The organism is Ochrobactrum sp. C6C9, assembly GCF_022627935.1.
In the GTDB taxonomy this organism is placed as follows: domain Bacteria; phylum Pseudomonadota; class Alphaproteobacteria; order Rhizobiales; family Rhizobiaceae; genus Brucella; species Brucella teleogrylli.
In genome coordinates this window covers 1-26514 of record NZ_JABXGB010000030.1, presented here as the reverse complement: position 1 = coordinate 26514, position 26514 = coordinate 1, and the positions used below count along the sequence as shown (strand labels likewise).

Sequence of the window (26514 nt, the reverse complement as noted above, 5' to 3'; positions counted from 1 at the left end):
TACGAATTACCGTGAGCGCATGTTGCGCATGCTGTTGAGGTCGAAGGCCACCTGACGCACGCGTTGGCGTTTGGCTTCGTTCTCCTCGAGGAGCAATATGATTGCCGATGCGGCCATTGCGACCATCATGGATAATGCCAGAAGAAAGATCATCATCGTCATATCCTTTCGACATACATACGCTTCAGAAACGAAAAGGTTGCACCAAACTTGCGCCTATTCTGGTAAATCGGTTGTGAACTTGCCGTGAAATCATCGTTCACATCGCGTTCAATTGGTTTCTTGGTTTCTATTTTCTTATCGTTCTGGTTCTTGTTGAAAATCCTGTCAGAAAAGGCTAGCTGGAAGAAATGACAATCGCGATCTATGCGGGCTCCTTCGACCCGGTGACAAACGGCCATATGGATGTCCTGAAAGGTGCTTTGCGCCTTGCCGATGAGGTTATTGTCGCCATTGGCGTGCATCCCGGTAAGAAGCCGCTGTTCAGTTTTGAGGAACGCGTGGAACTGATCGGCCAGAGCGCGAAAGCTGTTCTTGGCGGTGATGGAGCGCGCGTTTCCGTTATCTCCTTTGATGGATTGGTGATCGACTCGGCGCGCAAGCATAAGGCGCAGCTGATGGTGCGCGGCCTGCGCGACGGCACCGATCTCGATTACGAAATGCAGATGGCGGGCATGAACGGCACTATGGCGCCGGAATTGCAGACCGTTTTCCTGCCGGCCGATCCTGCCGTGCGCACCATTACCGCCACATTGGTTCGCCAGATTGCGTCCATGGGCGGCGATATCAGGCCTTTCGTACCGGCTGTTGTGGCCGCTGCCCTTGAAGCAAAATTCAAATCCTGAGGTTTGGGAGTTTTTCGATCATGAAATTTATCCGTTCGGCGCTTGCCGCTGCCGCGATTTTTACACTGTCTCAAGGCGTGATGGCCTCCATCGCCAATGCGGCGGACACGCTCGTTCTGAAGCTCAAGGACGGTGATGTCGCAATCCAGCTGCGTCCCGACCTCGCGCCGAAGCATGTGGCCCAGATCGAGAAGCTGGCAAGCGAAGGCGCCTATGACGGCGTTGCCTTCCATCGTGTCATTCCGGGCTTCATGGCCCAGACCGGCGATGTCGAATTCGGCAATATGAACAAGGGCTTTGACGCGTCGCGCGTGGGCACCGGCGGCTCCAAACTGCCTGATATCAAGGCTGAATTCTCGAAAGAACCTTTCGTGCGCGGCACGGTGGGCATGGCCCGCAGCCAGAGCCCGAATTCCGCCAATTCGCAGTTCTTCATCATGTTCGACGACGGTGCTTTCCTGAATGGCCAATATACGGTTGTCGGCAAAGTTGTCAGCGGCATGGAAGCCGTGGACAAGATAAAGAAGGGCAGCGAATCCGATAATGGGTCCGTCGAAAACCCGGACAAGATCGTCAAGGCGACCATTCAGAAATAAATATCCAATACAACGCGTCTTATCGAACGCATTGAAACAGGAGAGGCCCAATGGCTTACAAAGACCCCGAAAACACGCTCGTTCTGGAAACCACCAAGGGCAATGTCGTGCTCGAACTCTATCCCGACCTGGCTCCGGGCCATGTCGAGCGCATCAAGGAACTGGCGCGTGAAGGCGCTTATGATGGCGTCGTGTTCCACCGTGTCATTGACGGCTTCATGGCGCAGACCGGCGATGTGAAGTTCGGCAAGTCGGGCGGCGAACATTTCAACGGCTCGCGCGCTGGCATGGGCGGTTCGGACAAGCCGGACCTGAAGGCTGAGTTCTCCAACACCCAGCACAAGCGCGGCACGGCTTCGATGGCACGTAGCCAGAACCCGAATTCTGCCAACTCGCAGTTCTTCATCTGCTTTACCGATGCTCCCTGGCTGGACCGCCAGTACACCGTATGGGGTCAGGTCATTGAAGGCATGGACAATGTCGACAAGATCAAGCGCGGCGAGCCGGTCACCGACCCGGACAAGATCGTGTCTGCCCGCATCGCAGCCGACGCCTGATCGACTATTTCCAATGAAAATTGCGGCTCCGGTTCATACCGGGGCCGCAGCTATGTACGAGGCCTATCATGCGTGTTGATCTTTTCGATTTCGATCTGCCGGAAGAGCGTATTGCCCTGCGCCCAGCGGAGCCGCGCGATCATGCGAGGCTTTTGCGTGTTGTTCCGGGCCAGCCTTTCGAGGATCGTCACGTCTATGATCTGCCCGATCTTCTGCAGCCGGGCGATGCGCTTGTTTTTAATGATACCAAGGTGATACCGGCACAACTTGAAGGTATGCGCGAACGCGACGGCAATATCAGCCAAGTCAGCGCAACCTTGCATATGCGGATGGGACCAGATCGCTGGGCGGCGTTTCTGCGCCCGGCCAAGCGCGTCAAGGAAGGCGACCGCATCCGCTTCGGTCATTCCGGTTCAAGCTGCTTTCTTGGCACCCTCGACGCAACCGTTGCCGAGAAAGGCGAGGCGGGCGAGGCGCTTCTCGTGTTCGATCTGTCCAGCGCGATGCTGGATGAAGCAATCGCTGCTGTCGGACATATCCCGCTTCCACCTTATATCGCTTCGAAGCGCGCGGAAGACGACCGCGACCGCAGCGATTATCAAACCGTTTATGCCCGTGAGGAAGGCGCTGTCGCAGCCCCCACCGCCGGGCTTCATTTCACGCCCGACCTTCTGGAAAAGATCAAGGCCAAGGGCATTGAAGAGCATTTCGTGACGCTGCATGTCGGGGCGGGGACTTTCCTGCCCGTCAAGGCCGACGACACCACCGACCACAAAATGCATTCCGAGATCGGCTATGTCTCGCAGAAGACTGCGGATGCGCTGAACGCCGTGCATGAGCGCGGTGGCCGCGTGGTTTGTGTCGGCACGACGTCGCTCCGGCTCATTGAAAGTGCTGCGGGCGAGGATGGTCTCATTCGTCCTTGGTCCGGCCCGACCGACATCTTCATCACGCCCGGCTATAAATTCCGCGCAGTCGACATGCTGATGACCAATTTCCACTTACCGCGTTCGACGCTGTTCATGCTGGTTTCCGCCTTCAGCGGCCTCGACACCATGCGCGCTGCCTATGAACGCGCCATTGAAACCGGCTATCGCTTTTATTCCTACGGCGACGGCAGCTTGCTTGAACGCGCTTGACATAATAGACAACGGCCATGACCAGCGAAAATTTTGAATTCACAGTCCTCGCCCGCGACGGCGCGGCCCGTCAGGGTGAAATTTCCATGCCGCGCGGCGTGGTGCGCACGCCTGCCTTCATGCCGGTCGGCACAGCCGGAACAGTCAAGGCCATGTATATGGACCAGGTGAAGGACCTTGGCGCGGATATCATCCTCGGCAATACCTATCATCTCATGCTGCGCCCCGGCGCAGAGCGTGTTGCCCGCCTTGGCGGATTGCACGAATTCGGCGGCTGGAAAGGCCCGATCCTGACCGATTCCGGTGGTTTTCAGGTCATGTCGCTGGCACAATTGCGCAAGCTTGATGAGAAGGGCGTGACCTTCCGCTCGCATATCGACGGCAAAGCCTATGAAATGACGCCGGAGCGTTCCATCGAAATTCAGGGCCTGCTGGATAGTGATATCCAGATGCAGCTCGATGAATGCGTGGCGTTGCCATCGCCGGAAAAGAACACCGAGCGCGCGATGGAACTGTCGCTTCGCTGGGCCGAGCGTTGCAAGGTGGCCTTTGGCGACCAGCCGGGCAAGGCCATGTTCGGCATTGTGCAGGGCGGCGACAATGCCCGTCTGCGCGAGCGTTCAGCCGAAGCGCTGAAAGCCATGGACCTCAAGGGCTATTCGGTGGGTGGCCTTGCTGTCGGCGAGCCGCAGAACGTCATGCTGGACATGCTGGAAGTCGTCTGTCCGATCCTGCCCGCTGAAAAGCCGCGCTATCTGATGGGCGTCGGCACGCCGGACGATATTTTAAAATCTGTCGCGCGCGGCATCGACATGTTCGACTGCGTCATGCCAACCCGCGCAGGGCGTCACGGTCTGGCCTTCACGCGTTTTGGCAAGGTCAATCTGCGCAATGCGCGCCATGCTGACGATCACCGTCCGCTCGATCCGGAATCCGATTGCCCGGCGTCGCGCGACTACAGTCGCGCCTATCTGCACCATCTGGTGAAGTCCGGTGAAGCACTCGGCGCCATGCTGCTGACCTGGAACAATCTGGCCTATTACCAGTATCTGATGAAGGGCATCCGCGCAGCGATTGCCGAAGGGCGATTCAACGATTTTGCCGCTGAAACCACCGCGGGGTGGGAGCGGGGAGACATTCCGGCTCTGTGATTCGCAGACTGTTAAATAAAAGGGCGCTCGGCGCCCTTTTTTCTTAAATACTGTCAGTTTTCTGTCAGCATGTTTTCCAAACGGCAGAGAACGGCACGCTGCTCTTCATCAGTGACAATCTCGCATTCCATCAATTTGGAACACTCAAGCCCGGCCACGGCCAGATAGACGATCAGCGCCGTATCGGGATCGGTCGTATCCTTGATCATGCGGTCGAGAAATGTCCGATGGTACTGGCGAACGGGCACCATGAAACCCGGATCTTCGGCAAGTGCCGCAAGAACGCCACAAGCGGGTGGTTCATCGTCGGCCTGAACGCGGTAAACATCCAGAAAAGCCCGCGCAACGCGGTTTTTATCGCCGGACTGGAGCGTTTCCTGAACCTCCATCGCGCGCTCATGTTCTTTCATATATTCTTCGACAACGCCCTCAAGCAGCTTTGCCTTGGTCGGAAAAGAATAAAGCAATCCGCCTTTCGACAGCCCGGCTCGGGCGGCAACGGCGTCAAGTGAAATATGAGCCGGCCCCACTTCCCGGGCTAGCTCAACTGCCGCGCGTAAAATACGATCACGCGAAGAGACCTTCTTTTTAGCTAACAACTTCGCCGGGTCTCCTGACAGTTCATGAGTTGACAATACCGTCCAGACGGTACAGTTATTCGCTCCGCTAATTCAAGTAAAATACGCGCGACCTTTGTGTGATGGCCAAGGGATGCGCTCAACGTCCCCCCTCGACGCTTTTTAACAGCGTTCAGGGCGCCACCCCGGAGTACAACCGCAATGATAAAGCGCCTAATTCTGGCAATCGTGTTCCTGGTGATCGTCGTCGGGGGGCTTGTCGGCTTCAATCTGTTCAGATCGAAGGCCATCAAGGACTTTTTCGCCACTATGCAGCAGCCAGCCCAGACGGTTTCGACCATCACGGTTGAGCCGGGTACATGGCAGCCGGGTGTTGAAGCCATCGGTACGGCTCATGCGCTGAACGGCGTTGACCTGACGGTTCAGCTCGACGGTATCGTGCAGAAGATTAACTTCACCTCCAATCAGGACGTGAAGCAGGGCGATGTGCTGCTGCAGCTGGAAGACAGCATCCAGAAGGCTGATCTTGTCGCCGCCGAGGCGCAGGCCGTTCTTGCCCAGCAGAATCTGAAGCGCGCCGATACGCTGCGGACACGCGGCGTCGGTGCCGTTTCTAACGTCGATACGACGGCATCGGTCGCCAATGCCGCTGAAGCAGCGGTCGAAAAGATGCGCGCAACGCTGGCGCAGAAGACGGTGAAGGCACCGTTTTCCGGCGTTATCGGTATCGCCAAGGTCGATATCGGTCAGTATCTGACGCCCGGCACGGTGATTGCCACCTTGCAGGACACCAACATGATGCGCATCGATTTCACTGTGCCGGAACAGTCGCTGGCCTCCATCAAGCTCGGCCAGACCGTCAAGGTCGGCTCCACGGCTGAAAACCTCGACTTCACCGGCACGATTGTCGGTATCGATCCGAAGATCGACCCGACCACACGCCTTGTTTCTGTGCGCGCCGAAGTCAAGAACCCGGATCACAAGCTGACGCCTGGTCAGTTCGTGCAGGTGCGCGTTGAACTGCCTGAAGAAAGCAATGTGTTCGCCATTGCGCAGACTTCGATCGTGTCGAGCCTTTATGGCGATTATGTCTATGCCGTTCGCCCGGAAAAGAAGGCCGAAGAGGGTAAGGCCAATGCGGAAGCAGCAGAGCCAGCCGAAGAGGCCAAGACACCTGCTGCCGATGCAAAGCCCGCAGAAGGCGAAAAGCTGGTCGCGCAGCAGGTCTTCGTCAAGCTTGGCCGTCGCTACAATGGCGTGGTGGAAATCACCAGCGGCCTCAAGGCAGGCGACATCGTCATCACCGCTGGCCAGAACAGGCTTTCGCCCGGCGTTCCGGTGAACATCGACAACGCGGTTAACCCGGCCAATCCGGCTGACAAGAAATAGGCGAACCGATGAGTTTTTCAGATATTTTCATTCGGCGACCCGTTCTTGCAACGGTGGTCGCCCTCATGATCATTCTCCTCGGCCTTCAGGGTATCGCGCAGCTTTCGGTGCGCGAATATCCGAAGGTTGACGAAACGGTCATCACCATCACCACCAACTATGCCGGTGCCAGCGCTGAACTCATTCAGGGTTTCATAACCGCGCCTATCGCTGAATCGGTCGCGACGACAGAAAACATTGACTATGTGACCTCGTCCAGCCGCCCATCGTCGAGCACGGTGACGGTGCAGATGAAGCTTGGCGCCAATCCGGATGCCGCGCTGACGGAAGTTATCGCCAAGGTCAATCAGGTTCGCGGCGATCTGCCGGATGAATCCGATGATCCGATCATCGTCAAGGGGACGGGCCAGAGCTTCGCAACCATGTATCTGGCTGCGCAGAACCCGAACATGACCAGCGAGCAGATCACCGAATATCTGGAACGCGTCATCCAGCCGCGCATGTCCACCATTCAGGGCGTCGCCAAGGCTGAAATCCTCGGTGGTCAGGTCTATTCGATGCGCGTCTGGCTTGATCCGATCCAGCTGGCGGCGCGTCAGATCACAGCACCGGAAGTGCTGGCCGCAATCAATGCGTCGAACTTCCTGTCGGCCCCCGGCACGACCAAAAACGAATATGTCGCGTCGGCGATCACGCTCAAATCCACGCTGCAAACACCGGAAGCCTTCGGCGCAATGCCGATCAAGACTTCGGGTGATGAAGTCGTGCGCCTGCGCGATGTGGCGAAGGTGGAACTGGCGGCCCAAAGCACGGACACCATCGTGTCGTTCAACGGCTCGGCTGGTACGTTCCTTGGCGTTTATCCGACACCAGCGGCAAACCCGATCGACATGGCGGCTGCCGTCAACAAGGAACTGCCATCAATCCAGAACTCGCTCCCGGAAGGCATGTCTCTGGTTCTGGTCTATGACGCGACCGAACAGATCAGTTCGTCGATCAAGGAAGTGTTCACGACCATCGGCGAAGCTGTGGCCATTGTTATTCTGGTCATCATCGTCTTCCTTGGTTCGTTCCGTTCGGTTCTGATTCCGATTGTGACCATTCCGATCTCGCTGATCGGTGTGTGCTTCTTCCTGTTCGCGCTTGGTTTCTCGATCAATCTTCTCTCGCTGCTGGCCATGGTTCTGGCTATCGGCCTCGTGGTCGATGATGCCATCGTCGTTCTGGAGAATATTCACCGCCACATCGAAGAGGGCCTGCGTCCTATGGATGCCGCCTTCAAAGGTATGAAGGAAATCACCGGCTCGATCATCGCCATGACGATCACGCTGGCGGCCGTGTTTGCTCCGCTCGGTTTCACCGGCGGTCTGACCGGCGCGCTGTTCCGCGAATTCGCCTTCACGCTGGCGGGTGCCGTTATCATCTCCGGTGTGGCGGCCTTGACCATCTCTCCGATGATGTGCTCGCGCATGCTCAAGCATGGCAGCGAAACGCGGTTTCAGAAGTTCATCGACCGCACCTTCTCGCGTGTCGAGAAATGGTATCATCGCCGGGTCTCCAACTCGCTGAACTATCGCGGCATTACGCTAATGATCGTTGTGGCGCTAATGGGCCTGACAGGCTTTCTGTTCATGAACACATCGAGCGAACTGGCTCCTGAAGAAGATTCGGGCGCACTGTTCTCAATGTTCCAGGCGCCGCAATATGCGACTTCGGCCTATACGAACCTTTACGCCGAACAGATCGATGCGCTGACGAAGGATTTGCCTGAGCAGAAGACCCGTTTCCAGATCGTCGGCATGGATGGCGGCACCACCTCTGGAATCGCACTCTGGGTGCTAAGCGACTGGAACGACCGTACTCGTTCGCAGAAGCAGATTCAGGAAGACCTCACCAACCGTCTGACCAAAGTTGCCGGCGTGCAGGCTTTCGTCTTCGCTCCACCATCGCTTCCGGGCACAGGTGGCGGTTTGCCGATCTCGATTGCCTTGCAGTCTACGGGCCCGGCGGACACGGTTTTCGAACTGGCCGAAGAGATCAAGAACGAAGCGCAAGCTTCGGGACAGTTCATCATCGTGCAGAACTCGCTGTCCTTCAACGCGCCGGAAACGACGATCACCATCGACCGTGACCGCGCGGCAACGCTTGGCGTGCAGGTCAGTGATATCGGTGCAACGCTCGGCCTACTGACTGGTGGTGCGTCGATTGCCAAGTTCGACCGCGATTCGAACAGCTATGACATCATCACGCAGGTGCCTGATGTCTATCGTTCGAATCCCGAAAAGCTTGGTGAATTCTATGTCCGCAGCGTTTCGGGTTCGATGATCCCGCTATCATCAGTCATCACGATCACGCAGAACGCATCGCCTGCCGCAATCGAGCAGTTCAACCAGCTCAATTCGGCGACGATTTCGGCGCTGCCTCTGCCGGGCGTCACCACCGGCCAGGGCCTGCAAACGCTTGTGGATCTGACCAAGGCGAAGATGCCGGAAGGCTTCTTCCTGGATTATTCCGGTCAGTCGCGTCTGGAAGTGGAGCAGGGCAACACCATCCTGATCGCCTTCGGCCTCGCCGTTATCGTGATCTATCTGGTTCTGGCTGCGCAGTTCGAAAGCTTCCGCGATCCGTTCATCATCATGATGTCGGTGCCGCTTTCGATCTTCGGCGCTATCGTGCCGCTCAATATCGGTCTCGGCACGCTGAACATCTACACGCAGGTTGGTCTCATCACCCTTGTCGGGCTGATAACCAAACACGGCATTCTGATGGTGGAATTCGCCAATCAGCAGCGCCGCCTGCACGGGCTTTCGCGTCGCGATGCAATCGTCGCCGCCGCTGAAACCCGTCTGCGTCCGATCCTGATGACCACCGCAGCCATGGCGCTTGGCGTCGTTCCGCTGATCATTGCAACCGGCGCCGGTGCCGCCGCCCGTTATTCGATGGGTCTGGTGATTTTCACCGGTATCGTGATTGGTACGATGTTTACGCTGTTCGTGGTGCCAATGTTCTACACCTTCATCGCGAAGAAGGATGTGGAAGGCGAGTATGTGGCTTCGCCGGAAGAGGGGCATGATTCAGCCCCGGCACAACCACATTAGGATTGTTCGATCACTCTTAGTTGCTTTGAATTAAGTATAGGGCGCCCTATTTCTAGGGTGCCCTATTTCTTTGCGGCAGTTGTAACTGCAGTATTCAAGCCCATATGAGCCAGCATGATACCTTTATCCGTACTCGATCTTTCGCCCGTTCCCGATAACAGCGATGCCGGACAGTCTCTGCGCAACACGCTTGAGCTTGCACAGCGCGCGGAGAAACTTGGCTTTCATCGCTATTGGCTGGCCGAACATCACAATATGCCCGGCATTGCCAGTGCCGCCACATCGGTCGTGATCGGCTATGTCGCGAATGGCACTTCGACGATTCGCGTCGGCGCGGGTGGCATCATGCTGCCGAACCATTCGCCGCTGGTGATTGCCGAGCAGTTCGGCACGCTGGCGTCGCTTTTTCCTGGCCGTATCGATCTCGGCCTTGGCCGCGCGCCCGGAACCGACCAGATCACGGCGCACGCCTTGCGGCGCAATCTCGACGGCGATGCCAGCGCATTCCCGCAGGACGTGGTTGAACTGCTCAATTATTTCAAACCGGCGGAACCCGCCCAGCGCGTCCGCGCCGTTCCAGGCGAGGGGCTTGAGGTTCCGGTCTGGATTCTAGGTTCAAGCCTGTTCGGCGCGCAGCTTGCGGCCATGCTGGGCCTGCCATACGCTTTTGCATCGCATTTTGCACCAGCGGAGATGGAACGCGCCATCGCGCTTTATCGCGAGCGTTTCGAGCCATCGGAATATATGCAGAAGCCTTACGTCATGCTCGGCCTCAACGTGATCGCAGCAGATACCGACGAAGAGGCGCATTATCTCTTCACCTCGCAATTGCAGGCATTCGTAAACCTGCGCAGCGGTCGTCCCGGAAAATTACCCGCACCTGTAGCCGGCTACATGGAGCAGCTTGATCCGGCAGCCCAGGCGCTTGTCCGCCAGATGCTGTCGTGCCGCGTGGTCGGCGGGCCTGAAACGGTGGCAAAGGGCATTCAGGCCTTTGCCGAAAGCACCGGCGCTGATGAGTTGATGATCACCGGCATGATCCACGATCACAAGAAGCGCCTGCGCTCCTACGAGATTGTCAGCAACTCGATAGCGTGAGGATCGAATTCGCGATTGACTTCACCCAGAAGCCAATCGCGAAACGCATTGACTGCAGGCGTGTTTGCGCGCGCCTTCGGTGTGACGAAATAATAGCTGCTGGGGCTTTTGACCGTGTGCGGGTAGGCCACCACAAGCTGCCCGCTGTCGATTTCCGAGCGGATCAGAAAAAGCGGCATGAGGGCAACGCCCAGCCCCGCGATGCAAGCCTGCGAAACATTGGAAAACTGTTCAAACCGCATGCCACCCGGCGCTGGCACGGTGATATCAAGGCTGCGGAACCAGTGATCCCACGCTCCCGGTCGCGAAGCCATGTTGAACAAGGGCAGCCGAAGAAGATCGGTGGGCGCTGACACCGGGTTCTCCTTCAAAAAAGCCGGGCTGCAAACCGGCGCAACCGTTTCATCCATCAAAAACACGCAATCGCCATTCGGCCAATCCGGCTGGCCGATGTGAATGGCCGCGTCCAGACCTTCACGGTCAAAGTCGAACTGGCCGATACGGGTCGCGAAATTCAGAATAATATCCGGAAATTGTGCCACAAAGCGCGGAATACGCGGAATGAGCCAGCGCGTGCCGAATGTGGGCAGAAAAGCGAGGTTCAATGTTTTGCCACGCATCTGCGACATGACCTGAAGCGAAGCGGCCCGAATAACCGAAAGGGCAGGCGCAACGGCATTAAAATAAGCGCGTCCCGCATCCGACAGCACGACGTGGCGGCTGGTGCGGTCGAAAAGTGCTGTGCCAAGCTGTTCTTCGAGCGTCGCGATCTGACGGCTGACCGCGCCTTGTGTCAGCGCGAGTTCTTCTGCAGCCGCAGAAAAGCTTGCAAGCCGCGCAACAGCGTCAAACGCCGCAAGCGCACTGGTGGAGGGAAGGAGCCGTCGCGAGAGTGTCGTCATGATCTATTACTAAATGGAATAGATCGATGAGTAAACATCGTTTGCAGCCTGACGCCCTGCGGTTCATAGTCCGGTCAATTCTGAAATGAGGAGAATTTCTAATGTCGCGTACGGCCTTTAACTGGGAAGATCCCTTTCTGCTCGACGAACAGCTGACCGAAGACGAGCGCATGATCCGCGACTCCGCGAAGGCATTCGCGAGCGACGTTCTGCTGCCGCGTGTGGAAAAGGCCTATCTCGACGAAACCACCGACCCGGAACTGTTCCGCCTCATGGGCCAGTCTGGCCTTCTCGGCGTGACGCTGCCGGAAGAATATGGCGCGGCCAATGCCGGTTATGTTGCCTATGGCCTCGTAGCGCGCGAAGTCGAGCGCGTTGATTCCGGTTATCGTTCGATGATGAGCGTACAGTCCTCGCTCGTCATGTATCCGATCTACGCCTATGGCTCTGACGAACAGCGCAAGAAATATCTGCCGGGTCTCGTCTCCGGCGAGTTGATCGGCTGCTTCGGTCTGACCGAACCGGATGCCGGTTCCGACCCTGCAGGCATGAAGACCCGCGCCGAAAAGATCGACGGCGGCTATCGCCTGACCGGCTCAAAGATGTGGATTTCGAATTCGCCAATCGCTGACGTGTTCGTGGTGTGGGCCAAGTCCGCAGCCCATGACAATGCCATTCGCGGCTTCGTGCTTGAAAAGGGCATGAAGGGGCTTTCCGCCCCGAAGATCGGTGGCAAGCTGTCGCTCCGCGCTTCGATCACCGGCGAAATCGTCATGGACGGCGTGGAAGTCTCGGAAGACGCGCTGCTGCCAAACGTATCGGGCCTCAAGGGTCCGTTCGGCTGCCTCAACCGTGCGCGCTACGGCATTTCGTGGGGCGTTCTGGGCGCCGCCGAAGATTGCTGGTTCCGCGCGCGTCAATACGGCCTCGACCGCAAGCAGTTCGACAAGCCGCTGGCTGGCACGCAGCTTTACCAGAAGAAGCTCGCCGACATGCAGACCGAAATCACGCTCGGCCTTCAGGCATCGCTGCGCATCGGTCGTCTGTTCGACGAAGGCAAGATGGCCCCGGAAATGATCTCCATCGTCAAGCGCAACAATTGCGGCAAGGCGCTCGACATCGCCCGTCAGGCCTGCGACATGCATGGCTGTAACGGTACCCAGATCGTATACCACGTCATGCGCCACGCGCAGAACCTCGAAACCGTGAATACCTATGAAGGCACGCATGACGTTCACGCGTTGATCCTTGGACGCGCGCAGACCGGCATTCAGGCTTTCTTCTGATCGTAACCGCCCGCACTATCCTCCCAAGGCCCGCTCGCTTCTCGCGGGCGGGCTTTTCTACTTTCTCGAGGTATCCGAAATGCAGAACACACCGCTTGACGGTTTGAAGGTGGTTGAACTGGCCCGTATTCTGGCAGGCCCGTGGGTCGGTCAGACGCTTTCCGATCTGGGAGCGGACGTTATCAAGGTCGAAAGCCCGGAAGGCGACGATACGCGCAAATGGGGGCCTCCCTTCATTGAAGTCGAAGGCGAGAAGTCGGCTGCCTATTTCCATGCCTGCAATCGCGGCAAACGCTCGATTACAGCGGATTTCCGCTCGGAAGAAGGGCAGGAGCTGGTGCGCCGCCTCGCGGCCGATGCAGATATTGTCATTGAGAATTTCAAACTCGGCGGCCTCGATAAATATGGACTTGATTATGAGAGCCTCAAGGCCGTCAATCCGCGCCTTATCTACTGCTCCATCACCGGTTTCGGCCATGATGGCCCTTATGCCGAAAGGGCAGGTTATGACTTCATGATCCAGGGCATGGGCGGGATCATGGATCTGACTGGCGAGCCGGACCGTGAACCGCAGAAGATCGGCGTGGCTTTTGCAGACATTTTCACCGGCCTTTATAGCGTGATTGCCATCCAGTCGGCGCTGATCATGCGCCAGCGCACGGGCAAGGGGCAGCACATCGATATGGCGCTGTTCGACTGCATGTCAGCAGTTCTCGCCAATCAGGCCATGAACTATCTGGCTTCCGGCGTATCCCCGAAGCGCATGGGCAACGCACATCCCAATATCGCGCCATATCAGACGCTGCCGGTTTCCGACGGCTATTTCATCATCGCTTGCGGCAATGACGGCCAGTTTGGCCGGCTGGTCGGCCTGTTGGAGCTTGCTGAGCTTGCGAGCGACGAACGTTTTGCCACCAATGCTGCCCGTGTCGCGAACCGGACGGCACTGACAGAACGGCTGGAAGAGCGCACGCGGCGATGGAAGCGCGACGACCTTCTGGCGCGTCTGGAAAAGATCGGCGTTCCGGCCGGGCCAATCAACTCGGTTGCCGATGTCTTTGCCGATCCGCAATTCATCGCACGTGGGATGAAGATCGATCCGCAGGGCGTACCGGGGTTGCGTACGCCGATCCGCTTCTCGGATGCCGAACTGAAAACCGACCATCGCTCACCCAATCTGGGCGAACATAGCGAAATGATCCGATCTGAACTGGATCGCAAATGAAGTGATCAACCCCGCTCCGGCGGGGTTTTCTTTGCGCTGGAGAAGCACTTTCTTAAGCCGGAAAACAAAAACGCCCGAAAGGGCGTTTGCTTAAAATCTAACGATTTCAATTCTCTATAAAGAGAATGGTGCGGTCGAGAAGACTCGAACTTCCACGGGTTACCCCACAGCGACCTCAACGCTGCGCGTCTACCAATTCCGCCACGACCGCCCGTGGTAGAAGCCGAATTGCTCCGGCGAGTGGGCATTTAGCAAATCACCTTGGGGTGCACAAGCCCCATCTGCATCATCAGCCAATCTTTTTCGAAAAGAATGTGAAAAACCGCGTCGCGTTCACCATCACCAATACTGGGAACCCTTATTTTGCTGGCTTTTTCAAAGGCTTCCCTCGGATGATATTTTTTCAGAAAATCTTCACAGAGCCCGTCTTGGGAGCGCAAAAACAGCTGACACGATCAGCAAGTCCGAAGAATCGCGAATCCTCGCTCCAGAAGATTCGTGAAAAACTGAAAAATCAGCCCGCTATGCCCTGAAGACGCCGGATATCCTCCAGACGTTTGATCGTTTCGACATATCCGGCATCGATTGCCTCGGAAGCGCGGTGAAAATCTGCAAGGCCAATCTGGCCAACCACAGGCATCAGCGAAAGGTCTGGTGGATCGCCCGCCATACGTGCACGGGAAATGCGGTCCTGGATGATGTTGAAGGCGTCCATCATCACGCCGGTGATTCCCAGACGCGCTTCCTTTTCGCCATGGACAGCGCCGGGCAGACTTTCCTGACGCATCTGCGCGTGTTTGATGACCGCTGCGCGGCCATACTGATCGTAATGAAGGTTGACCGCCAGAACGAGCCGCTGCTCATAGGCGCGGCAAACGGAAACCGGCACAGGATTGACAAGCGCACCGTCGACAAGCACGCGCTCGTCCCAGCGCACGGGTTCAAACACGCCGGGCAGGGCATAGGAAGCCCGCATGGCATCCACAAGCGGCCCCGACGACAGCCATATCTCATGGCCGGTACGCAACTCCGTGCAGACCGCCACAAAGGGCCGTGTAAGCTCTTCTATCCGCAGGCCATCGAGATGTTCACGAAGGCGTCCATCGAGCTTCATGCCGCCGAAAAGACCGCTGCCGCGAAAGGTAATGTCGAGGAGATTGAACATGCGGCGTCGGGTCAGGCTGCGGGCGAATTCTTCCAGCTCGTCCAGCTTGCCCGCCAGATAACAGCCCCCGACAAGCGCGCCGATGGATGTGCCGGCAATCATTTCGATTTTGATATTGGCCTCGTCCAGCGCGCGCAGCACACCGATATGCGACCAGCCGCGTGCAGCACCGCCGCCAAGCGCCAGCGCAATCTTGCGCGGCTCACGCTTGATTTCAGGCTTCTCAATGACTTCCTGAGCAGGTGCTTCGACGTCTACACTGACAGTCCTGCGCCTTACCCCCCAGTTAAGCATCACCACGGACACCTCATCGTTTCGTTCAGACTAGCGAAACTTGGTATCCAAAGAATAAATGCTGCAAATTGATGACGCGAGACCTATTCGCGTCATCACATCGAATTGAAAACGATCAATGATCGTGATCGCAAGCGCCGTTTGCTTCCATTTCCAGCGTCGTTTCACCGTTCTCGGTAACCACCTGCCGGTAGAAGCAGGACCGGCGTCCGGTGTGGCAAGTGGGACCGTCGCCAGCGACGCGAACCTTCAGCCACAAGGCGTCCTGATCGCAATCGGTGCGCAATTCGATGACGCTTTGCAGATTGCCGGACGTTTCACCCTTCTTCCAAAGTGTGTTGCGCGAGCGTGACCAGTAATGCGCGATGCCCGTTTCCAGCGTCAGGCTCAGCGCCTCCGCATTCATATGAGCCACCATCAAAAGCACGCCGTCCCGTTCATCGGTGACGACAGCCGTGATGAGGCCGGAAGCGTCGAAGCGCGGCATGAATACCGCACCTTCTTCTATCGTCTTTTTATCGGAAGGCTGGGCAGGGAAGGTCGTCATTGTCTCGCCTGAAACGGATAAGAGGCACGGGCTTTATACCACGTGCCTCGAAATATTTGAAAAACGTCGGTCATGCATGCCCGAAAAGCCGAAACCTTTCGGGACAGTGCATTATTTGCTGCGCGAGAGGGTCATGAAGCGCACCTGTTCATCCACCTTGGTCTTCATCTCACCGGTGAAGGTGGTGGTGATGGTGGTCGAACCCTGCTTGCGGATACCGCGCATGGCCATGCACATATGCTCGGCCTCGATCATCACGGCAACGCCGCGTGGCTTCAGAATGGTCTGAATGCTGTCGGCGATCTGGGCGGTGATGCTTTCCTGCGTCTGCAGGCGATGCGCGAAAATATCGACCACGCGGGCGATCTTCGACAGGCCGACAACCTTGTGGTCGGGCAGATAGGCGACATGCGCCTTGCCGATGATCGGAACCATATGGTGTTCGCAATGCGAGAAGAAGGAAATGTCCTTCACCAGCACCATATCGTTATAACCGGCGACTTCTTCGAACACGGTGCCAAGCACTTCTTCGGGGCTTTCCGCATAACCGGAAAAAAGCTCCTTATAGGCTTTGGCAACACGCTTTGGCGTTTCCAGAAGGCCTTCGCGGTCCGGATTATCGCCAGCCCACAGCAAAAGCGTGCGGACTGCCGCTTCCGCGTCGGCCTGCGTTGGCGTGCCGTGCAACGGGGTTACATTTGCCTGCTTCTTCGAAGGCAGGCCGGATTCGTCATCTTCTTTGAGGATGCGCGCGTCCATCAGTATTCTCCAGTAGTCTCCTTCGGGGAGGAGACGAGTTAAACGGACAATACAACGATACGCTTTGCGAGCGGGCGATGTATTGATCCGGCGGTTTAGGCCCACCGGACAGGTTTTCATGCCGCCACCACGGCGTTGTGCTAAAACATGATACCTGAAAGCACAAAGGCTTTTTTATACGTTATCATGCTCTAAAACACACTATCAGAACGTTCAACAATAGTTTTAAGTCCAACGTCCTGACACCATCCAAAGTGCAGGCATTACTTGCCTAATATATAGGGAGTAAATTGCAACTTCAAACTGCCGTCGAAAAACATTTTTTTGTTTTTTCTCAGGCTGGTGTCACCATTGTGAAATTCGTATCATTTCGGCGCAATGAAAAGCGGCAGGGGCAGGATTCGAAATCAGCTGAATCTGGCGCTATCTACGGATTTGAAGTTCCTGACTGCTGGCACCATGTAAGAACATGAGGCTGCATAGCCAGCATACCGGGCGGAAGGCTCACGCATATGATCGACGACATTTACAACAAGCGCATTCTGGAATTTGCGGGCAATATGGAGCGTATCGGTCGTTTGGCCGAGCCGGATGCCGTCGCAACGATGCATTCCAAACTGTGCGGTTCGACGGTCACCGTCTATCTCAAGATGGCCAATGGTGTCGTCACCGATTTTGCGCATGAGGTGAAGGCGTGTGCACTGGGGCAGGCGTCCTCGTCGGTCATGGCGCGCAATATCATTGGCGCGACCGCCGACGAACTGAAAGCCGTCCGCGGTGCAATGTATGCCATGCTCAAGGAAAACGCCCCGGCTCCGGAAGGGCGATTCGAAGACCTCAAATATTTCGAGCCGGTGCGCGAATACAGGGCCCGCCATGCATCGACGCTTCTGACCTTCGATGCTGTTGTCGATTGCATTCGCCAGATCGAAGACAAAGCCAAGGCCGCCTGACGCCATGTGTTCCTGTGGTAAAGACCACACGACTGATACGCCGCCTCAAGCAAAGCGATACAGCCGCAACTTCACCGATGGCTGGCGCAAAACGCCGGGGAGGGTGTTTGGCACGGCATTCGTTCGACTCTATCAGCTGACGCTGTCGTCGCTGATCGGCAACTCCTGCCGCCATATGCCGACCTGTTCCGAATATGCCTATGAGGCAATCGCCCGCCACGGCCTGTGGAGCGGCGGCTGGATGGGGCTTTTTCGCGTCATGCGCTGTGGCCCGTTCGGCACCCATGGTTTCGATCCGGTGCCGCGCGAACTGGCGGGCGACCTCAAATGGTATTTGCCCTGGCGCTACTGGCGCTGTTCGGCTCCTCACGACTAAATACCCATGTTTTTACGCGATGCTTAGAATTCATTAACGATATCAATGTTTCTTAGGGAATAAGAATTGAGGCATCGTTATGGTCTTTTTCAGGCCGCAATTTGCCTGCACATCCAGCTAGCAATTCCATATCCGCGAGCCATCATGCTAACATCGCCGTCCCGTTTCGCACGTTTCGTTGCTTCCGTAGCGTTTGGAGCCACCGTTCTGTGTGCCTCTACAGCATTGGCAAAGCCGTCGTGGGTCGTGTTCGACGCTGATAGCAATCGGATACTTGGTCAGGACGACGCGAATCTCCAGCGCGCACCGGCCTCGCTCGCCAAGATGATGACGCTCTACATCACATTCGAAGCGCTGAAGACGGGTCGTCTCCATTGGGATGACGAGATGCCCGTCTCCAAAAATGCCGCTGCGAAAGTCCGCATGAAGCTATGGCTCAAGCCGGAGCAAACCATTTCAGTGCGCGACACCGTCAATGCAATGATCATCATCTCGGCCAATGATGCTGCCACTGTGATGGGCGAATATATCGGCGGGTCCGAAGCGGCCTTCGGGCGTCTGATGACACAGCGCGCACGCCAGATCGGCATGAAGAGCACTTTCTTCGTCAATCCGTCAGGACTGACCGCCAATATGACGCAGCTCACCACAGCACGCGACATGGCGGTGCTTGGCATGGCGCTGCGCCGTGATTTCCCGGACCAATATGCGCTGTTTTCCCAGCGCTCCTTCACCTATCGCGGCCGGGTTTATAACGGCCACAACAACCTGATGTACCGTTATGGCGGCGTCGATGGAATCAAGACCGGCTATACGAATGTATCCGGCTACAATCTTGTTTCGTCCGCGATCATTGATGGCAAGCATCTTGTCGGCGTTGTTCTGGGCGCCGGGTCGGCAGGCGAGCGGGACGGCCAGATGGCCAAGCTTCTGACCCGCTATGGCAATGCCAGCGGCGAGGGCACGGCTGTGGCTATGGCAAAGCCGGTCGCTTTAGCGCCAGCGCAAAAAGCAGCTCCGAAAAGAGATTCGGTTGCGGACTTGATCGACGATTCCCAGATTGAACAGGGCGACGGCGGCTATCTCGTCGCATCGGCAGGCGCGGCGTGGCGCATTCAGCTTGCAGCAACACCCACGCGTGCCGGAGCCAACGAACTTCAGGAAAAGTTCCGTCCCGCGGTGGATCAGGTCGCTCATGGGCTGAAGGGCGAGATTTCGCCGGACGGCAAGCGCCGCAAGGTCTATCGCGTCTGGTTTGGCGGCTTCAAGGATTCCGCTTCCGCCGAAAAGGCCTGCGCCAAGTTGAAAAAGCAGAATATCGACTGCTTGCCTATCAAGGGCTGAAATCCCATTTACAAATTGGCTTATAAATCCCGACAAATAGCCTTGTCGGGATGCCGTGCTTTACTGGCCGGACAAAAAATATTAGAAGCCTCACGATACAAGCACGCATGATCATGAACCACCCGCAATCGTTGGCGGGACTGGATAAGGACGAATAGAATGTCGAATACCGTTTCCATGCAATTCCCCGATGGTTCCGTACGGGACTATGATGCGTCGACCACCGGCACTGCACTCGCGGAATCAATCTCCAAATCTCTCGCAAAAAAGGCGGTGGCCTATGCCGTCGACGGCACCGTGCGCGATCTTTCTGATCCGCTTGGCGCTTCCGGCAAGATCGAGATTCTGACCCGCGAAGATCCGCGCGCGCTCGAACTGATCCGCCACGACACGGCGCACGTCCTGGCTGAAGCCGTTCAGGAGCTTTTTCCGGGCACCCAGGTTACCATCGGCCCCGTCATCGAAAACGGCTTCTATTACGACTTTGCGCGTAATGAACCGTTTACCCCGGACGACCTTCCGGTGATCGAAAAGAAGATGCGCGAGATCATTCAGCGCAACAAGCCGTTCACCAAGGAAATCTGGTCGCGTGACAAGGCCAGGCAGGTTTTTGCCGACAAGGGCGAAGCCTATAAGGTCGAACTCGTCGATGCGATTCCGGAAGGTCAGGACCTCAAGATCTATTACCAGGGTGACTGGTTCGATCTTTGCCGTGGTCCGCATATGGCTTCCACCGGCCAGATCGGCAATTCCTTCAAGCTGATGAAGGTTGCCGGTGCTTACTGGCGCGGTGATTCCAACAATCCGATGCTGACCCGCATCTATGGCACCGCCTTCGCCAACGACAACGACCTTCAGGCCTATCTGCATATGCTTGAAGAGGCTGAGAAGCGCGATCACCGTCGTCTTGGCCGCGAAATGGACCTGTTCCATTTTCAGGAAGAAGGTCCGGGCGTCGTGTTCTGGCATGCCAAGGGCTGGAAAATGTTCCAGAATCTGGTGAGCTATATGCGCCGTCGCCTCGACAGCCACGGCTATCAGGAAGTCAACGCGCCGCAGGTCCTCGACAAGTCGCTCTGGGAAACCTCCGGTCACTGGGGCTGGTATCGCGACAACATGTTCAAGGTGACGGTTGCCGGTGACGATACCGACGACGACCGCGTCTTTGCATTGAAGCCGATGAACTGCCCAGGTCACGTGCAGATTTTCAAGCACGGCCTGAAATCCTATCGCGATCTGCCGATCAAGCTTGCCGAGTTCGGCAACGTCCATCGTTACGAGCCGTCCGGCGCTCTGCACGGCCTGATGCGCGTACGCGGCTTCACGCAGGACGACGCGCACATCTTCTGCACCGAAGAGCAGATGGCAGCGGAATGCCTGCGCATCAACGATCTCATTTTGTCGGTTTATAAGGATTTCGGCTTCGAAGGGATCACCATCAAGCTCTCGACCCGCCCTGAAAAGCGCGTCGGTTCCGACGAGCTGTGGGATCGCGCTGAGAGCGTGATGATGAAGGTTCTGGAAGAAATCGAACAGCAGTCAGACGACATCAAGACCGGCATTCTGCCGGGCGAGGGTGCGTTCTACGGACCGAAGTTCGAGTATACGCTGAAAGACGCCATTGGCCGTGAATGGCAGTGCGGCACCACGCAGGTCGATTTCAACCTGCCGGAACGTTTTGGAGCGTTCTACATCGACAAGGAATCCGACAAGCGCCAGCCGGTCATGATCCATCGCGCCATCTGCGGTTCGATGGAGCGTTTCCTGGGCATTCTGATCGAGAACTTCTCCGGTCACATGCCGCTCTGGTTCGCGCCGGTTCAGGTTGTGGTGACGACGATCACTTCGGACGCCGATGATTATGCGGTCGAAACAGCCGCCAAGCTGAAGGCTGCCGGTTTGCAGGTCGTCACCGATCTGCGCAACGAGAAGATCAACTACAAGGTTCGCGAACATTCGCTCCAGAAGGTTCCAGTCATTCTCGTTTGCGGTAAGCGCGAAGCGGAAGAACAGACGGTCAATATGCGCCGCCTCGGCTCTCGCGATCAGGAATCGATGACGCTTGATGAGGCTATTGCCCGTCTGACCGAAGAGGCCACCCCGCCGGATTTGATCCGTCTCAAGAATGGCGGCAAATAACAAACGCCTCGCTCCAAACAAAAAGACCGCGCCTTAGCGCGGTCTTTTTTATCTCAGCGGAATTTAGAATCTCAGTCGAGGCTGTCGTCAGATGCCTCAGATTCCTTGTTGGCAATGACTTCGACTTCTTCGTTTTTTCCAGACGTAACCTTGAAATCCCGCTGATAGATGCGGTCTTTGTTCTTTGCGACGGCGACATAATCGCCCTCGATCAGCACCAGCGAGGAATAGGCGCCCACACTTTCGCGCACCACATCGCCTGACGCGTTGAGAACCGACCACGACGTGTCGGCCAACGCTTCACCGCCACGTTCGCGCACAAGCTTGAGTGTCATTTCTGCAGCACGATGCTCGACCGTGGCTTCGGTGAGTTTGCCTGCTTCGACACGAATATCGGCACGGATGATCGCATTGGCCGAACCATAATTGGAAACGACGTGGTAGGTGCCGCTATTGAGCCTGATGATCGCATTGGGCTTCACATCGGGAACGATCAAGGAACGATCACTATTGTCTTCGTCCGCATAGATCGAGAACCGCAGCAGATCATTGTTAATCTTGCTTTTGTCGGGCAGAACCGCACTCAGCTTCATCCCGCCCGCATCGAGCATCATGAGTTCCTGTCGGGCGTTGCCACCAAGCGTAATGCGCTTGGTTGCGCCAGCGCGCCCATAGGCCACATGAACGAGGTAACTTCCCTCCGGCAGATTGAAGACAGCGCTTCCGCCCTGTGCACTGGCGATCAGCGGCAATTGTCCGTCTGGCCCGACATTGGGAGAGAAAACGCGCCAGACCAAACCCGTTGGTATGTCGCTGCCATCATCCACGAGGCGTGCCTTGAGATCCAGTTCACTGGTTTTCATCAAGGGATTGTTTTCCGGGCTCGTCGGTGACGCATAGGGGCTGAGCGTTGGCAGATCGAGCGGCGGTTCAGGCAGGTTCAATGCACTGCTTGCCTCGGCAGCAGGATCGAGACCCTGCGCCCATGCGGGTACACCCGGAATCGCGGATAGCAGTGCGACAGCAACCCATTTGCCGCGAAAGTATCGGGATATTTGAACGCAAGGCAGAAGTTTGAAAACCGACATAGCTTTTTTGATCCCATGCCGGTGTCGAATTCAAGGCCAAATCGTTTCTGCCACCGGCATTTTTTTAACCATGGCTGTGCTGCGGTTTGCCAGAGTTTTGACTTTACACCGCCCCTGTGACGGGCGAGAAGAGGCGGCCCTCTCTAAACCGGAGTGGCAGTTCAGGTTTTAGCAAGTTCCAGTCGTGAGGTTTCCCGTGGCGCATCCGGTGTTCGATTTTCTAGCTCAGCGTAGTTCCACGCCGATTTCCGCAATCGGCGCTCCGGCACCGGAAGGTGAAGAACTGGCCGAACTGCTCAAGGTCGCGGCCCGCGTTCCCGATCATGGCCGCCTCACGCCCTGGCGCTTCATTTTGTACCGCGGCGATGCTCGCAAGCGGGTAGGGGAGTTGCTGGTCAAGCGCGCCGAAGAGCGCGAAGGCCCACTGCCGGAAGGCCGCAAGGAGCAGGAATTGACCCGATTCTCGCGCGCGCCGCTGGTGATCGGCATTATATCGTCCCCAGTGGGACATGAGCGTATTCCGGAATGGGAGCAGTTCCTGTCGGCTGGCGCCGTTGCGATGAACCTCTGCATTGCTGCCAATGCGCTCGGCTATGCCACCAACTGGATCACCAACTGGTATTCAAATGACGCGCCGTCCCGCGCGTTTCTCGGTCTCGCGCCGAATGAACGCGTGGCTGGTTTCGTTCATATTGGTACAGCCGAAAACAAGATGCCAGAGCGCCCCCGCGCTGATATGGACAAGATCGTTTCCGACTATTCCGGCCCGTGGGCGGGATAAGTTATCACCTTAAAATCATTTCCTAACACAAGGAAATATCGATGTTTTATGAGCCGAAAGAGGGGCATCCGCTGCCCCATAATCCCTTCAAGGCAATTGTCGCGCCGCGTCCAATAGGCTGGATCGGCACATGTTCGAAAGACGGCGCGGTCAATCTCGCTCCATACTCGTTCTTTAACGCGATCTGCGACACGCCGCCGATGGTGATGTTTTCGTCCAGTGGCATCAAGGACAGCGTGACGTTTATCGAGGAAACGGGCGAGTTCACGGCCAATCTGGTGAGCGACCATCTCAAGACGCATATGAATGCGTCATCCGTCGACGCGCCGCGTGGTGTCAGCGAGTTCGACTATGCCGGATTGACCCGCGCATCGTCGAAAATCATTGCCGCTCCGCGTGTCAAGGAAGCCTACGCGTCACTGGAATGTGTCGCCGTGGACATCCGGCGATTGCAGGACAAGGAAGGCCAGACGACCAATAACTATATGGTCATCGGGGAAGTCGTCGGCGTCCATATCGATGAAAACATTCTGACTGACGGCCTTGTCGATATCGCCAAGGTAAAACCGGTAACCCGGCTTGGTTATATGGATTACGCCACGACGGAGAGCGTCTATCAGATGTTCCGGCCGAAATGGAAAGATCAGTAAGAGGGGCTTGTTAAAGCCCCTTATTCTTGGCTTCGGTCCAGATATCTTCCATTTCCTCAAGGCTTGCTGAATCGAGGCTGTTTCCTGCCTCATCCAGCGTCTTTTCGATGAAATGGAAGCGCCGCTTGAACTTCTCATTGGCAGAAATCAGCGCCGTTTCTGCGTCAATCTCAAGGTGACGGCCCAGATTGACCATGGCGAAGAGCAGGTCGCCATATTCTTCCGCGATATTGGCTTTGTCCTGGGCGGCCATCGCTTCCTTCAGCTCGGCGGTTTCTTCCGAAATCTTGTCGAGAATCGGTGCCGCCTCAGACCAGTCAAAGCCAACTTTTGCTGCTTTCTGCTGCAATTTCAAAGCGCGGACGAGGGCAGGGAAGGCGTTCGGTATATCGTCAAGAAAACCGTTGCTCTCGCTCGTATCAAGCCCGAGATTGGCGCGGCGTTCCGCACGCTCCGCCTTCTCTTCCGCCTTGATCCGGTTCCACGAACCCTTGGCCATACCGGCGCTTCGGGCTTCCGCATCGCCAAAGACATGCGGGTGGCGGCGGATCATCTTATGGGTGATCGCCTCCACCACATTGCCGAAATCGAAGCTGCCTTGCTCTTCAGCCATCCGCGCATGGAAAACCACTTGCAGCAGAAGATCGCCCAGTTCCTCGCGCAGATCGTCCATATCGTCGCGCTCGATGGCGTCGAGAACCTCGTAGGCTTCTTCCAGCGTATATGGCATGATCGAGCGGAAGTTCTGCTCCACATCCCAGGGGCAGCCGGTTTCCGGATTTCGAAGGGCGGCCATAATTTCGAGCAGGCGGTCGATATTGCGGGAAGGGGTCATCTGCGCTCCATCGAACTTCGTTAATACCGTTGCCAGTTGCTCCCAAAGAATCATCTGGAACGGGTTGAAGTCCGTTGCCGATTTTGCATAGTCAGCTCGGGATCGCACATCGGGGCGGCATGTTCAACAAGTGGATACTTGATCAATGACAATTCTTGTGACTGGCGGCGCCGGCTATATCGGCTCTCATACCTGCGTTCAGCTGATCGAGGCAGGCCATGAAGTGGTCGTGGTCGACAATTTCGACAACAGTAACCCGGAAGCCCTTCACCGGATCGAAAAAATTACCGGTCGCGCGCCCATTCGCGAGCCGGGCGACATTCGTGATCGCGCGCTTCTGGAGCAGATCATCACCCGTCACAAATGCACGGCGGTGATCCATTTTGCGGGCCTGAAGGCTGTCGGAGAATCAAGTGAGAAGCCGCTGCATTATTATGACTGCAATGTGCTGGGCACGCTGCGGCTGTTGCAGGCGATGGAGGCCACCGGCGTCAAAACGCTGGTTTTCTCATCCTCCGCCACCGTCTATGGCGATCCGCAAAAGCTGCCGATCACCGAGGACCAGCAGCTTTCCGCGACCAATCCCTATGGTCGTACCAAGCTGATCATCGAAGAAATGCTGCGCGATCTCTATAACAGCGACAACAGCTGGAGGATCGCCATTCTGCGTTACTTCAATCCCGTCGGCGCGCATGAAAGCGGCCTGATTGGCGAAGACCCGAAAGGCATTCCGAACAATCTGATGCCGATCATCGCCCAGGTTGCAACTGGACGCCGGGAAAAGCTCAACATCTGGGGCAATGACTATGCGACACCGGATGGCACGGGCGTCCGCGATTACATCCACGTGGTCGATCTGGCCGCTGGACACCTCAAGGCTCTGAAAAAGCTGGACGAGCCGAAATGCTTCGCCGTCAATCTCGGCACAGGGCAGGGCTACAGCGTCCTCGATGTCGTCAAGGCGTTCGAGCACGTCTCCAACCGCCAGATTCATTACGAAATCGCACCGCGTCGTCCGGGCGACGTTGCCGAATGCTACGCCGATCCAACTTTTGCCAATGATTTCCTCGACTGGTCGGCTGAAAAGAACTTGCGCGAGATGTGTCAGGACATGTGGAACTGGCAGGCAAAAAATCCCAATGGTTACGAATAGATCGGCATCACGCGCTAATCGCAAGTAAATCCCGGAAAAGTGAAGCAGACGGGTCTGTTTTCGATCCACCAATGGTTGAAAACAGGCCCGATGCGTTTAATAAACAGGCCCCGCAAAATGGGCTTATGTCCCTGAATATCCCTGTTTCATGGATACGAAACGGCGCCCAATTTCCTAAAAGGCGCGCCGAACAAGATTGGACGAAAGAATGCGCTTCCTGCCGGATAAATTCACCACAATGTTGATCGCCACAATTCTGCTGGCATCGGTGCTCCCGGTACAGGGCGAGTTTGCCGAATGGTTCGGCATGGCGACAAAAGTGGCCGTCGGTCTTCTTTTCTTCCTGCACGGAGCGCGGTTGTCGCGCGAAGCCGTTATTTCAGGCATCACCCACTGGAAGCTGCATCTCGTGGTCTTCCTGTCCACTTTCGTGCTGTTTCCGATTCTGGGCCTCACAGCGGGATGGGTTATTCCGGGCCTCGCACAATCGGCCTTCTATACCGGCATTCTCTACATCTGCGTTCTGCCTTCGACGGTCCAGTCATCCATCGCATTCACATCGATGG

General features: G+C 56.8%; 26 protein-coding genes and 1 tRNA gene. 18 read left to right on the top strand and 9 right to left on the bottom strand.

Features of this window, described 5'->3' with window-relative positions:
• Positions 1-6: 6 nt before the first annotated feature.
• A complete protein-coding gene (locus HWD97_RS20195) occupies positions 7-156 on the bottom strand; it encodes a hypothetical protein (RefSeq protein ID WP_167836029.1) in 150 nt (49 codons plus the stop codon).
• Positions 157-350: 194 nt separating this feature from the next.
• Between HWD97_RS20195 and coaD the strand changes: the two genes are divergently transcribed.
• The 5 genes from coaD to tgt all read left to right on the top strand — a co-directional run bounded on the left by coaD (position 351) and on the right by tgt (position 4288).
• Entirely contained in the window at positions 351-845 is a 495-nt protein-coding gene (gene coaD, locus HWD97_RS20190) for a pantetheine-phosphate adenylyltransferase (RefSeq protein WP_109368974.1), read from the top strand.
• A gap of 20 nt (positions 846-865) precedes the next feature.
• Positions 866-1441, top strand: a complete 576-nt coding sequence (locus tag HWD97_RS20185) for a peptidylprolyl isomerase (RefSeq protein WP_109368975.1) — start codon at positions 866-868, stop codon at positions 1439-1441.
• Between the two features lie 50 nt (positions 1442-1491).
• The gene (locus HWD97_RS20180; RefSeq protein ID WP_109368976.1) at positions 1492-1998 is read left to right on the top strand and encodes a peptidylprolyl isomerase; all 507 of its coding nucleotides are present in this window, start codon (positions 1492-1494) and stop codon (positions 1996-1998) included.
• A 68-nt stretch (positions 1999-2066) separates the two neighbouring features.
• Entirely contained in the window at positions 2067-3137 is a 1071-nt protein-coding gene (queA, locus tag HWD97_RS20175; RefSeq protein ID WP_109368977.1) for a tRNA preQ1(34) S-adenosylmethionine ribosyltransferase-isomerase QueA, read from the top strand.
• A 17-nt stretch (positions 3138-3154) separates the two neighbouring features.
• Entirely contained in the window at positions 3155-4288 is a 1134-nt protein-coding gene (gene tgt / locus HWD97_RS20170; protein WP_109368978.1) for a tRNA guanosine(34) transglycosylase Tgt, read from the top strand.
• Between the two features lie 53 nt (positions 4289-4341).
• Here tgt and HWD97_RS20165 read toward each other — a convergent pair whose 3' ends face one another.
• A complete protein-coding gene (locus HWD97_RS20165) occupies positions 4342-4887 on the bottom strand; it encodes a TetR/AcrR family transcriptional regulator (RefSeq protein WP_109368979.1) in 546 nt (181 codons plus the stop codon).
• 180 nt (positions 4888-5067) lie between these two features.
• On the opposite strand from HWD97_RS20165, the gene HWD97_RS20160 reads away from it, so the two are divergent.
• The 3 genes from HWD97_RS20160 to HWD97_RS20150 all read left to right on the top strand — a co-directional run bounded on the left by HWD97_RS20160 (position 5068) and on the right by HWD97_RS20150 (position 10451).
• Positions 5068-6255: an efflux RND transporter periplasmic adaptor subunit gene (locus tag HWD97_RS20160; protein ID WP_371835480.1), complete on the top strand. Its 1188-nt coding sequence runs from the start codon at positions 5068-5070 to the stop codon at positions 6253-6255.
• 8 nt (positions 6256-6263) lie between these two features.
• A complete protein-coding gene (locus HWD97_RS20155) occupies positions 6264-9353 on the top strand; it encodes an efflux RND transporter permease subunit (protein WP_109368981.1) in 3090 nt (1029 codons plus the stop codon).
• Positions 9354-9467: 114 nt separating this feature from the next.
• Complete coding sequence (locus tag HWD97_RS20150) at positions 9468-10451, top strand: LLM class flavin-dependent oxidoreductase (protein WP_109368982.1); 984 nt, start codon at positions 9468-9470, stop codon at positions 10449-10451.
• Here HWD97_RS20150 and HWD97_RS20145 read toward each other — a convergent pair.
• Positions 10421-11353, bottom strand: coding sequence for a LysR family transcriptional regulator (locus HWD97_RS20145; RefSeq protein WP_109368983.1), 933 nt, complete (start codon positions 11351-11353; stop codon positions 10421-10423). The genes HWD97_RS20150 and HWD97_RS20145 overlap by 31 nt on opposite strands.
• A 101-nt stretch (positions 11354-11454) precedes the next feature.
• On the opposite strand from HWD97_RS20145, the gene HWD97_RS20140 reads away from it, so the two are divergent.
• Positions 11455-12639, top strand: a complete 1185-nt coding sequence (locus HWD97_RS20140) for an acyl-CoA dehydrogenase (protein WP_371835479.1) — start codon at positions 11455-11457, stop codon at positions 12637-12639.
• A 79-nt stretch (positions 12640-12718) separates the two neighbouring features.
• Positions 12719-13864, top strand: a complete 1146-nt coding sequence (locus tag HWD97_RS20135; RefSeq protein WP_109370229.1) for a CaiB/BaiF CoA-transferase family protein — start codon at positions 12719-12721, stop codon at positions 13862-13864.
• 126 nt (positions 13865-13990) lie between these two features.
• Here the strand turns inward: HWD97_RS20135 and HWD97_RS20130 are convergent.
• The 4 genes from HWD97_RS20130 to folE all read right to left on the bottom strand — a co-directional run bounded on the left by HWD97_RS20130 (position 13991) and on the right by folE (position 16629).
• Positions 13991-14075 (bottom strand) — tRNA-Leu (locus HWD97_RS20130).
• Positions 14076-14378: 303 nt separating this feature from the next.
• On the bottom strand, positions 14379-15326 hold the full coding sequence (locus tag HWD97_RS20125) for a patatin family protein (protein ID WP_371831119.1): 948 nt from the start codon (positions 15324-15326) through the stop codon (positions 14379-14381).
• A gap of 112 nt (positions 15327-15438) precedes the next feature.
• Complete coding sequence (gene hisI, locus HWD97_RS20120; protein ID WP_109369079.1) at positions 15439-15870, bottom strand: phosphoribosyl-AMP cyclohydrolase; 432 nt, start codon at positions 15868-15870, stop codon at positions 15439-15441.
• Between the two features lie 111 nt (positions 15871-15981).
• Complete coding sequence (folE, locus tag HWD97_RS20115; RefSeq protein WP_109369080.1) at positions 15982-16629, bottom strand: GTP cyclohydrolase I FolE; 648 nt, start codon at positions 16627-16629, stop codon at positions 15982-15984.
• A gap of 512 nt (positions 16630-17141) precedes the next feature.
• Here folE and HWD97_RS20110 point away from each other — a divergent pair.
• The 4 genes from HWD97_RS20110 to thrS all read left to right on the top strand — a co-directional run bounded on the left by HWD97_RS20110 (position 17142) and on the right by thrS (position 21441).
• Positions 17142-17582: an iron-sulfur cluster assembly scaffold protein gene (locus HWD97_RS20110; protein ID WP_140024976.1), complete on the top strand. Its 441-nt coding sequence runs from the start codon at positions 17142-17144 to the stop codon at positions 17580-17582.
• A 4-nt stretch (positions 17583-17586) separates the two neighbouring features.
• Entirely contained in the window at positions 17587-17958 is a 372-nt protein-coding gene (gene yidD, locus HWD97_RS20105; RefSeq protein ID WP_109369082.1) for a membrane protein insertion efficiency factor YidD, read from the top strand.
• 144 nt (positions 17959-18102) lie between these two features.
• A complete protein-coding gene (locus HWD97_RS20100) occupies positions 18103-19302 on the top strand; it encodes a D-alanyl-D-alanine carboxypeptidase (RefSeq protein WP_109370233.1) in 1200 nt (399 codons plus the stop codon).
• A 159-nt stretch (positions 19303-19461) separates the two neighbouring features.
• Positions 19462-21441, top strand: coding sequence for a threonine--tRNA ligase (gene thrS / locus HWD97_RS20095; protein WP_109369083.1), 1980 nt, complete (start codon positions 19462-19464; stop codon positions 21439-21441).
• 71 nt (positions 21442-21512) lie between these two features.
• Here the strand turns inward: thrS and HWD97_RS20090 are convergent, their stop codons facing one another.
• A complete protein-coding gene (locus HWD97_RS20090) occupies positions 21513-22529 on the bottom strand; it encodes a hypothetical protein (RefSeq protein ID WP_371835478.1) in 1017 nt (338 codons plus the stop codon).
• A 196-nt stretch (positions 22530-22725) separates the two neighbouring features.
• Here HWD97_RS20090 and HWD97_RS20085 point away from each other — a divergent pair, with 196 nt between their 5' ends.
• Together HWD97_RS20085 and HWD97_RS20080 are read left to right on the top strand one after the other, a co-directional pair.
• Positions 22726-23310, top strand: coding sequence for a nitroreductase (locus HWD97_RS20085; protein WP_140025079.1), 585 nt, complete (start codon positions 22726-22728; stop codon positions 23308-23310).
• A gap of 41 nt (positions 23311-23351) precedes the next feature.
• Positions 23352-23960, top strand: a complete 609-nt coding sequence (locus HWD97_RS20080; protein WP_140024980.1) for a flavin reductase family protein — start codon at positions 23352-23354, stop codon at positions 23958-23960.
• A gap of 10 nt (positions 23961-23970) precedes the next feature.
• Here HWD97_RS20080 and mazG read toward each other — a convergent pair whose 3' ends face one another.
• The gene (mazG, locus tag HWD97_RS20075; protein ID WP_371835477.1) at positions 23971-24795 is read right to left on the bottom strand and encodes a nucleoside triphosphate pyrophosphohydrolase; all 825 of its coding nucleotides are present in this window, start codon (positions 24793-24795) and stop codon (positions 23971-23973) included.
• Positions 24796-24940: 145 nt separating this feature from the next.
• On the opposite strand from mazG, the gene galE reads away from it, so the two are divergent.
• Together galE and HWD97_RS20065 are read left to right on the top strand one after the other, a co-directional pair.
• A complete protein-coding gene (gene galE / locus HWD97_RS20070) occupies positions 24941-25948 on the top strand; it encodes a UDP-glucose 4-epimerase GalE (protein ID WP_109369086.1) in 1008 nt (335 codons plus the stop codon).
• Between the two features lie 208 nt (positions 25949-26156).
• Positions 26157-26514: bile acid:sodium symporter (locus HWD97_RS20065; RefSeq protein ID WP_371835476.1), on the top strand; the 358-nt coding region annotated here is incomplete at its 3' end.

Coding starts and splice junctions, on each gene's coding strand:
- queA (WP_109368977.1), top strand. CDS start 2,067: ATGCGTGTTGATCTTTTCGATTTCGATCTGCCGGAAGAGCGTATTGCC.
- mazG (WP_371835477.1), bottom strand. CDS start 24,795: ATGACCCCTTCCCGCAATATCGACCGCCTGCTCGAAATTATGGCCGCC.
- HWD97_RS20155 (WP_109368981.1), top strand. CDS start 6,264: ATGAGTTTTTCAGATATTTTCATTCGGCGACCCGTTCTTGCAACGGTG.
- yidD (WP_109369082.1), top strand. CDS start 17,587: ATGTGTTCCTGTGGTAAAGACCACACGACTGATACGCCGCCTCAAGCA.
- HWD97_RS20135 (WP_109370229.1), top strand. CDS start 12,719: ATGCAGAACACACCGCTTGACGGTTTGAAGGTGGTTGAACTGGCCCGT.
- HWD97_RS20110 (WP_140024976.1), top strand. CDS start 17,142: ATGATCGACGACATTTACAACAAGCGCATTCTGGAATTTGCGGGCAAT.
- HWD97_RS20185 (WP_109368975.1), top strand. CDS start 866: ATGAAATTTATCCGTTCGGCGCTTGCCGCTGCCGCGATTTTTACACTG.
- tgt (WP_109368978.1), top strand. CDS start 3,155: ATGACCAGCGAAAATTTTGAATTCACAGTCCTCGCCCGCGACGGCGCG.
- HWD97_RS20090 (WP_371835478.1), bottom strand. CDS start 22,529: ATGTCGGTTTTCAAACTTCTGCCTTGCGTTCAAATATCCCGATACTTT.
- HWD97_RS20150 (WP_109368982.1), top strand. CDS start 9,468: ATGATACCTTTATCCGTACTCGATCTTTCGCCCGTTCCCGATAACAGC.
- HWD97_RS20145 (WP_109368983.1), bottom strand. CDS start 11,353: ATGACGACACTCTCGCGACGGCTCCTTCCCTCCACCAGTGCGCTTGCG.
- folE (WP_109369080.1), bottom strand. CDS start 16,629: ATGGACGCGCGCATCCTCAAAGAAGATGACGAATCCGGCCTGCCTTCG.
- thrS (WP_109369083.1), top strand. CDS start 19,462: ATGTCGAATACCGTTTCCATGCAATTCCCCGATGGTTCCGTACGGGAC.
- HWD97_RS20195 (WP_167836029.1), bottom strand. CDS start 156: ATGATGATCTTTCTTCTGGCATTATCCATGATGGTCGCAATGGCCGCA.
- HWD97_RS20100 (WP_109370233.1), top strand. CDS start 18,103: ATGCTAACATCGCCGTCCCGTTTCGCACGTTTCGTTGCTTCCGTAGCG.
- HWD97_RS20180 (WP_109368976.1), top strand. CDS start 1,492: ATGGCTTACAAAGACCCCGAAAACACGCTCGTTCTGGAAACCACCAAG.
- HWD97_RS20140 (WP_371835479.1), top strand. CDS start 11,455: ATGTCGCGTACGGCCTTTAACTGGGAAGATCCCTTTCTGCTCGACGAA.
- hisI (WP_109369079.1), bottom strand. CDS start 15,870: ATGACGACCTTCCCTGCCCAGCCTTCCGATAAAAAGACGATAGAAGAA.
- coaD (WP_109368974.1), top strand. CDS start 351: ATGACAATCGCGATCTATGCGGGCTCCTTCGACCCGGTGACAAACGGC.
- galE (WP_109369086.1), top strand. CDS start 24,941: ATGACAATTCTTGTGACTGGCGGCGCCGGCTATATCGGCTCTCATACC.
- HWD97_RS20080 (WP_140024980.1), top strand. CDS start 23,352: ATGTTTTATGAGCCGAAAGAGGGGCATCCGCTGCCCCATAATCCCTTC.
- HWD97_RS20160 (WP_371835480.1), top strand. CDS start 5,068: ATGATAAAGCGCCTAATTCTGGCAATCGTGTTCCTGGTGATCGTCGTC.